This is a genomic window from Pseudanabaena biceps PCC 7429 (assembly GCF_000332215.1).
GTDB classification, from domain to species: domain Bacteria; phylum Cyanobacteriota; class Cyanobacteriia; order Pseudanabaenales; family Pseudanabaenaceae; genus Pseudanabaena; species Pseudanabaena biceps.
In genome coordinates, this window is sequence record NZ_ALWB01000227.1 from 1 (window position 1) to 8,265 (window position 8,265).

Here is an 8,265-nt window from a genome sequence, read left to right on the forward strand (position 1 = left end):
GCAGCGTTCGCTACAGCTTTTGGGGTTTTATATTTAATTGTACCCAGCTACTTATATCAATAAGCAGTTAAGCATAATTAAAAACCAAAACCAGAGAGCGTACCGCCCGCGTAGCGGGCGGTACGCTCTTCTAGGTTTTAAGTTTACTTATCCTTAGCTACTTAGTATCAATTTACTGAAGTGAGCCAACACTTCTACACAACGAAAGCAGTTAATAGCGAGACGCAAAAATATATGCACTTTTTTTACGATGCGATCGCCTGTGGCTTCCTTGCCGCTCTCACTTGGATGGGGCTAGTGTGGATGTCACCCGATCGCCCGATTGATTCGGGCAAAGCTTGGGTGCAAGGGGTGAGCCTTGTGGCGATCGCCAATATATTAATGTGGATTGTCTTAGCAGGTTTTAATTTGAGATTAATTCCGCTATGGGCATTTTGCTTTTTGGGGGTGAATGTGGCGATCGCCTACTTAGTATTTCCCCTTTGTGAAGGAATTAAAATCCCCCGTATTTGGGCATTGGCGATCCATCCCATAGCGATCGCAGTGATGAGTATATTGCTAGGTGGCGCAGTCGGGATACTCTGATAAGAATGAAGAATGGGCGGCGCAAAGCGCCGCCCATTCTTATCTATTTGACTGAGAAATTAAGAAATATCAGCATAATGCCAAAGGCAAGCATTCCCACAGCAAACACAGACAACGCATTGGTAACTTGCTCTGAGAATTGCATCACTTCCGCCGCAATTACTTCTGGAGTCTTGTAACGATCGGCCCACCAGAAGTAGCTTAGGGTAAAGGCGGCTCCGAGAAACAGAATGATAAATAGAGTGAAACCGATCAAAGGGGTATACAACATATTTCCTTAACTCCTCTTTGTGATTTGAAAATCCCAACAACAACTTCAACAGCAGTTCCAAAAATAACGCTGTAGCGAATGCTGCGCGTGCGCTACAGATTGTGATTCTGGGTTTTAATTATGCCCAGCCACTTACCTTAGTGAATTCCTTAGTGAATTGTTGTTAGGGACTTGCTATTAATTAAAGTACTCAAGTAACTGTGGCTTCGACTTCGCTCACCCAACGTTAGCGGAGCGGAGTCGAGGCTAGATAACTGGTTGGGACATTTTTATCCGCAAGAGCCTTAGTTATTCCTAGACTGGTATTTAGTCTAGTCAAGGCATAAGTTTAATTAGTAACAATCGCTACTAGCTATAATTCTATTTGCATAGTGTAAATTGTTTTCATTATCGCTTTTCTTTCTCTATTTTGGTTTGAGCGATATTTGAAAATTTGTTAAGTAGCTAAGACCAGAGAGCGTACCGCCCGCTGCGCTGGCGGTACGCTCTTCTAGGTTTTAAGTTTACTTATGCTTAGCTACTTACAATTAGAGGCTGGGCTACCCAAGTCAGAAGTGGTACAGGTTTTTCGGAAAGATAGCCCTATCCATTCATCAATCTGTTCGCGATCGCCTAAGGAAAAACCTGCGGCAACCATCGCGTTAGTCACATCTTCAAGCCGATCGCCAGTATAGCCTGCGGTAATTAAAATTCCCTCATGGTCGGGAGTGGAACGTAAGGTTTTATAAAATTCATCGGCAAGGGAAATATGCACCCGCGCAAAGATATTTGCCACGATCAGATCGAACTTTTGGTCGGACGAGATCGCAGGGACGGCAACAGCATGACCACCCATCCAATGCCCTAACTGGCTAGCGCTGCCGATGCTGGCGCACATTGCCGTAACCTGATCTGTAACGTGGTTGCGTTGCAAGGCATCTTGCGTAGCTGCAACCGCCACGGGATCATTATCGATCGCGATTGCCTTTGCCCCAAGTTTGGCGATCGCTACGCTGAGAATCCCCGACCCCGAACCCAGATCCAGAGCATAAAGAGAAGGGTTAACGTGACGTTCTAGCAATCGCAAACTAAGGATTGTGGCGGGGTGCAATCCACTACCAAAGGCAAGGCTATTTTGAAGACGAAGCACAATTTCCTGCGGATTACTTACTTGATAGGTTGAATCAGCCGCTAGCACAACAAAGCGATCGCCAATTCTTCTAATTAAAGAATTTGCCAAATTTGGGAATGATTCTTCTTTCGTCGGTCTTTGTTCGACAATAAAGATTTGTAGTTCGTCAGTCATGCCAGTTCGATGCAAGGGCTTGAGAAGATCGACGATCGCATCAATACGTTGATGGATTTGGGCATCTTCAAGTAAATACATTTGGATTGTAAATGTCCATTTTTTACTGCGATCGCTAGATTCGTAGATATGCAGATTTTCAGCTGCGATCGCGTTGGCGAGCAAGGTACAAACCCAATCTAAGCCTTCATTGGTGGTGTCAAGAGTAAGTTCGATCCAAGCCATACTGCCATCACAAATATCAATTTTCTCAATGATGTTATCGCAACTGCGATCGCATTGCATTATCAAAAACGAAGTAAGAGAAGGTTGGCGCTTCGCGCCAACCTTCTCTTACTCCATAGGTTTTTAAAAACTAACCATAGTAAGTAGTTCGGCATAATTAAAAACCAAAACCAGAGAGCATACCGCCCGCGCAGCGGGCAGTATGCTCTCTGGTTTTGGTTTTTAAGTTAAGAAATGGCGTAGCCATTTCTTAACTTGGTTTTACATAGGCTGATGACAGGTGATGCAATGGAACGCTCCACCACCTAAGAGAATATGTTTGGCGGAAAGTCCGATCGCTTGACGGGTAGGAAAATGCTTGGCAATTTCCCGAACGGCTATTTCGTCATTGACCGAACCGTAGGTGGGAACAATCACACTATCGTTAGAGATATAGAAATTCAGATAACTGGCAGGCATGATTTCGCCTTCATCATCTAGGACTAGATTTGGCGATGGAATTTTGATGACATTCAGCTTACGTCCCTTAGCATCGGTCATCTCTTCCAATTGGGCAGCAATATCCTGAAGAACTTGATAATTGGGATCGTCATCAGTGGGCTGCATACACATGACAGTATGGGGAGCGATAAAACGGGCGATCGTGTCGATATGTCCATCGGTATGATCGTTGAGCAATCCTTCTTCAATCCAGAGAATCTTTTCTACTCCTAAGGCATTTTTTAAGCCCTCCTCGATCGCGGTATGATCCATCTGTGGATTGCGATTCGGGTTAAGCAAGCATTGCTTAGTAGTAAGACAAGTTCCTTCGCCATCAACCTCGATCGCACCGCCTTCTAAAACCCAATCAAATTCAAATTTTGGCAGATCGAGAGTTTGGAGAATCCGATCGGCTACGCGATCGTCATGTTCCAGCATATATTTACCACCCCAGCCATTCCATTGAAAATGCAAAGCCCCTAGTTTCCCTGCCGCATTTTTAATATAAATCGGCGTAATATCGCGCATCCAGATATCACCAAAGGGAATCTGGTGAAAGCGAACGGGCAAACCAACTAATAGTTCTTTGGCAAGGGCGGCAGTTTCTTCGAGGACGAGGATTTCTAGCTGCTCCGATCGCGCGATCGCTTTAGCGAGGGCAACAAATTCGGCTTGAACTATATCCAGAGCTTCTAACCACAGGTCACGATGGCTGGGAAAGGCTAGCCAACAGGCGTTGTGGGGTTGCCATTCGGCTGGCTGGGTGTAGCCCAAGTTTTTGGGGGTTTCCATGACGGTTGCGGTATTGAGCGACGAAATGTTGTTAATAATCCATCGAAATCCTACCTTTATTTTGGACTGTTTTGGAATATTTAAAGCGATCGCACCTATAACAACGTCAGAGACAAAACCCCAAAGATGAGTGGCGGCGCTTCGCGCCGCCACTCATCTTTGGGGTTTGTCAATCTACATCATAGACATTCTAGAAACAATAAACTTTGCAATAATAGTCGAGAAGATTGTTTGAGATAAATATAGACAAAAATCTATAAATAAGTAAATTTGCATAATTAAAAACCAGAGTCAAAAGCCGTAGCGCACGCACAGCGTGCGCTACAGCTTTTGGGGTTTTATATTTAATTGCGCCTAGCTACTTATTAGTTTTTAACCGTTATTTTGTAAATAATTCAATCTTTGAAAATTCAGAAAAAAGCACATAAAGGTATTATCCTAAAAAAAGTGGGTATAGTATTTTTTAGGTCTGGTGTTGCTTAAATTTCTGCAAATTGCTAGGAAATAGTCCTTAAAATCGATCAAGAGGAAATAAAGATGTCTATAAATAATACTGAGATTCGTTTGCTGCTAAATCTATGGGATTTGGGTGAAGGTCAAGGCATAGTAAATATGGGAAAACTATTACGTTCTGCTAGTAAAGAGAAGGACAAGGCGACTGCTTATAAAAATGCTTTGCAGTCCTTGATCGAGAGGGGAGAGATCACTGTATCTAAGCAGAAGCGTACTGAAAAGTATTCGTTGTCGGATGCGGGTTTGCAAAATTTAGTTGAGGGTTTGCGATCGCCTGATTTTCAGTTTGAAGGGGCATCGGTGGGCAGTCGCTTAGCGACTAAGGCTTTGCAGTTGGTTCTTCAAAATCAGGGTCAGTCTGATGAGTCTGCACCCAAGATCTCTTCCTATGATGAGTTTAAGGTTGTGGCTTTAGAAACCTATGATCAACTAAATCGTGATTACAACTTTGATAACCTTGTGCCTATTTATCGGATTAGACGAGCGATCGGTGAGCGAGTAACGCGATCGCAGTTCAACGAATGGATGCTAGAGCTTCAGTCAAATGATGTTTTACAACTGCAAACTACTGGTGTAGAAGACAACGCACCTGATAAGTTAGAGGATTCGATTATGACGAAAGTAAGTGGATTACGTTGTTATGCCAAGAAAATCCTTTAATTAGCTAAACCTCATTTTATTTTTCTCATCTCCTCACACACAAAGCTTTGAAATAACAGAATCCTATGTCTAGTTCTGAAAATATTGATGACGCTATTAAAAATAGCAACCCTTTTTCCATCAAATTTGTTGATCAACATCACATTTGGGGCGCAAGTTTTCCCGATGTCCCAGAGATTAACTCTCACATATCCAATGCAGTTTTTAACGCCATTGATCAAGTCTCAAAAAATGAGCTGCCATCCATCGGTATCATAATCACTGGAGATAAGGGTTTAGGTAAAACCCAAATTATTAGCCGTATCCGCCATCGCCTTCAAACTGAAGGAAAAGCATTTTTTGTCTACATGGGCAACTATGGCGATTTAGACTATATTAAATCCGAATTTCTACAGACTTTAACCTCTAGCCTCAAGAGAATTGGGGTCGAGGGGGTGATGCAATGGCAAGAACTAGCAGCAAATATGTTTTTCACTGCAAAAGGAGATCGCCCTTGTACTCCGAAAGAACTAGCTAGTGGTAGATTTGCCTCAATTGTTAATCACAATCCTAAAATCCCTGAGAATTGGGCTAATGGGATATGTGCAAGAAAGCCTGAGTTAAACAATCCCTATTTAGTCAAAGCAATTTTGTGGACACTTTCAGAAAATCATGCACCTTATGCAATTAGTTGGTTAGCAGGACAGGAACTAACTCAAGCAAAGGCTGATGAGCTAGGCTTGCCAAATAACTCACAGAAAACGGAACTAGCTACTTTCAAAACAACCTGTGAACTTTTATCTTTGATTGGAAACTACAGCAATTTAGTATTTTGTTTTGATGAACTAGATGATCCGAGTTGTAACACCAATGGCTTTACAAGAGCGCAAGTTGTTGCGGCTCTTGCAAAGGATTTGCGAAATCTAATTAGTAAATGTGTTTTACTAATGGCAATGTATCCAAAAACCCTAATCAACGAGATTAAGGTAGCTGGCGGTGAAGGAGGAGGACAAGCCGCATCTTATGATCGTACTGCTGACAAGATTTTAGAGCTTGAGTTTCTCAATTCTGACACTTCAGTTTTACTTGTGAGTAAGTGGATAGAAGATTTCTATAACAGCAAAGAGATTACACCACCACATCCACTTTATCCATTTAATGAATCTGAAATTAGAGAGATTGGTAAGCAACGTCCAGCAGCAAGAGATATTCTAAAATGGTGTTCTGAAAATTGGAAGGTTTCTGAAAATATCCCTAAACCTTCAAGTGATGAAGGAACTAATATCACAGAACCAGAATCAAAACAGACATTCAGTCCTGTAAAAGATGCCTATGAAAATGCTTTACAGGTTATTGAGGAATCGATTGATGAATTTATTGAGGATAATGCTGCTGTTGGATACGCTTTGTTTTGTGCATTCCTATCCCTGTATGTAGCAGATGTAGAAATAGATGGAGTAAAAGTTAATGATGTTGAATGGATTGATGAAACTGCAAAAGCAGTAGACAAAGGTTATTTACATTTGAGAATTACCGCAACAGAAAATGGTAAAACGATAAAGATTGGTGTTGCTGCTATTTTGAACGCGACAGGAAGATTTGTAGGTGCTGCTCTTAAACGACTTATCGAGTATAAAAAGTTTGGCTTTACTCGCGGTTGCTTAGTCCGAGCCTACCAGATTGCAAGAGGTGCTGCTGTCCCCCAAGAATGCGTTAGGAAACTAATCAAAGAGCAAGGAGGTGAATGGGTTGTTTTGCTACAAGAACATATTAAACCTTTGCTTGCACTGGGACTGATTCGAGAAGAACTTGAAAAATATGATCTGACTTTAGAGCAATTATGGGATTTTACGAATCAAAATCGCCTTGTTATTGATAACCCTTTAATTAGAGAGATTTTGAGCGATCCTTCTGGACAAGAACCATCTGATCTAATTGATGATGAGTTGCCTATTAGCATTCCTAATAACAATTCAGATACTAATGCAGAGGAGATATCACTGTAATGATCATCCAGTCTATTGATATTCCCAACGCCTTACGCCTAGACTCCCAGATCGTTGATGGTTTAATGAGAGGAGATATTATTGCAGCGATACCTCGTACTTTTACCAATTCTGGGCGAACTTTTGCACTTTATCCAGATCAACCAGACACAGAAACAGTAACAATTTCAGCTTGGGCAAGATGTGAGCAATGCGATATAGTCGATGACTCCAAACCATTAGATCTTATTTCTCATTACACAGCTATACCAATTCAACACTTACAGGAAATAATTGATGAACGCGAATCATTCTTTCTTATCTATGTAAGAGTTTATAGATTATCCCAACCAATTACAATTCCTACTAGATCTCAAGGTCAATATGTAGCTTTACCTGACCGCTTAAAAGTTGATAATTTGTCGCCAGTATTGAGCGATCAAGATTTTGCAAGAATCAAACAGCAAATAGAAAACTTAGAGCCACCAGAGCCATTAGATGTCCAAATTCAGAAAATGCTAGAGGAAGCAGAACTTAAGCAAAAAATAGAAGAATCTAAAAATTTTGATTGGATTCAAAAAATTGCAAAAATTGGGAATTCAAGTGGTGGTCATGAATTTGAGAAATTAGTTAGAAAAAGTTTTATGTTTTTAGGATTTAGCAGCTCAAATACTAATCCTAAAGCTAGTCTTGATCCAGAAGCAACAGGTGGAGCAGGGGGGATCGATCTATGTTGTGAATATCCATATCCCATAGTTGGAGAATGCAAAGCAAGTGCTAACCAAAAGATTCCTACTGATGTTTGTAGCCAACTTACTTATCTTGGACAAGCACACTTTCCAGACTATCAAAAAGCAATAAAAATTATAATTGCCGCAGGTTCTCTCAATTACCATTCTAATCCAGTTGCGATAGGAAATAAAATGAACGTTATTAGACCAGAAACCTTAGAAGAGCTAGTTAAACTTAAACTCACACATTCAGGCTCGATTAATCTACAAGATTTAAAATTAAGCTTAGAAAGTGAACCGTTTGGCGAAGACTCTAACTCTAAAATTTTAGTTTTTATTGAAAAAGTAAACCTTGAAATCAAACTGCGATCGCATATTGTTAATTTGGTTAAAAATAATCATGAAGAAAAAGTTGGAGTAGAAACTCTTTTCGGTGCTTATCCATATTCAAATCCACCTAGACCAATTCGAGAGCGTGAAGAACTAAAAGACATACTCATCGAGCTTTCTTCTCCATTGGCTGGATATTTGGGAAGAGATAAGGGTGATGCTGGAAAAGGCGATCGCTTTTACTTCTTACGAGATTTACCACTCAAAAATGGGTAATAATACCAATTCACGAAAGTGTGACAACACTTTTATGAATTAAGAATTAAACTCAGTAAGGATTTTCAAAGTTTAAAATGGCGTAGCCATTTTAAACTTTGAAGTCAGGAAAGCAAACCCAAAAGAGAGTTGCGGTGCTTTGCACCGCAACTC

The 8,265-nt window shown here is 40.9% G+C and carries 7 protein-coding genes; 4 read left to right on the plus strand and 3 right to left on the minus strand.

Annotated elements, in window-relative coordinates:
* The first annotated feature begins 234 nt into the window (after nucleotides 1-234).
* Nucleotides 235-585 carry a hypothetical protein gene (locus PSE7429_RS19040; RefSeq protein WP_009628965.1) on the plus strand — a complete coding sequence of 117 codons (351 nt, stop codon included), beginning with the start codon at nucleotides 235-237 and terminating at the stop codon, nucleotides 583-585.
* Nucleotides 586-628: 43 nt separating this feature from the next.
* Here PSE7429_RS19040 and PSE7429_RS19045 read toward each other — a convergent pair whose 3' ends face one another.
* The 3 genes from PSE7429_RS19045 to PSE7429_RS19055 all read right to left on the minus strand — a co-directional run bounded on the left by PSE7429_RS19045 (nucleotide 629) and on the right by PSE7429_RS19055 (nucleotide 3,638).
* A complete protein-coding gene (locus PSE7429_RS19045; RefSeq protein WP_009628967.1) occupies nucleotides 629-856 on the minus strand; it encodes a hypothetical protein in 228 nt (75 codons plus the stop codon).
* Between the two features lie 517 nt (nucleotides 857-1,373).
* Nucleotides 1,374-2,426: a 50S ribosomal protein L11 methyltransferase gene (locus PSE7429_RS19050; protein ID WP_009628968.1), complete on the minus strand. Its 1,053-nt coding sequence runs from the start codon at nucleotides 2,424-2,426 to the stop codon at nucleotides 1,374-1,376.
* Between the two features lie 201 nt (nucleotides 2,427-2,627).
* Nucleotides 2,628-3,638 (minus strand): agmatine deiminase family protein, encoded by a 1,011-nt coding sequence (locus tag PSE7429_RS19055; protein WP_009628969.1) that lies wholly within the window; start codon nucleotides 3,636-3,638, stop codon nucleotides 2,628-2,630.
* 537 nt (nucleotides 3,639-4,175) lie between these two features.
* On the opposite strand from PSE7429_RS19055, the gene PSE7429_RS19060 reads away from it, so the two are divergent.
* From PSE7429_RS19060 to PSE7429_RS19070, 3 genes are all read left to right on the plus strand, one after another.
* A complete protein-coding gene (locus tag PSE7429_RS19060; protein ID WP_009628970.1) occupies nucleotides 4,176-4,811 on the plus strand; it encodes a hypothetical protein in 636 nt (211 codons plus the stop codon).
* Between the two features lie 65 nt (nucleotides 4,812-4,876).
* Nucleotides 4,877-6,796 (plus strand): hypothetical protein, encoded by a 1,920-nt coding sequence (locus PSE7429_RS19065; RefSeq protein ID WP_009628971.1) that lies wholly within the window; start codon nucleotides 4,877-4,879, stop codon nucleotides 6,794-6,796.
* Entirely contained in the window at nucleotides 6,796-8,112 is a 1,317-nt protein-coding gene (locus PSE7429_RS19070) for a DUF1802 family protein (RefSeq protein ID WP_009628972.1), read from the plus strand. The genes PSE7429_RS19065 and PSE7429_RS19070 overlap by 1 nt, the downstream gene beginning before the upstream one ends.
* Nucleotides 8,113-8,265: the final 153 nt, after the last annotated feature.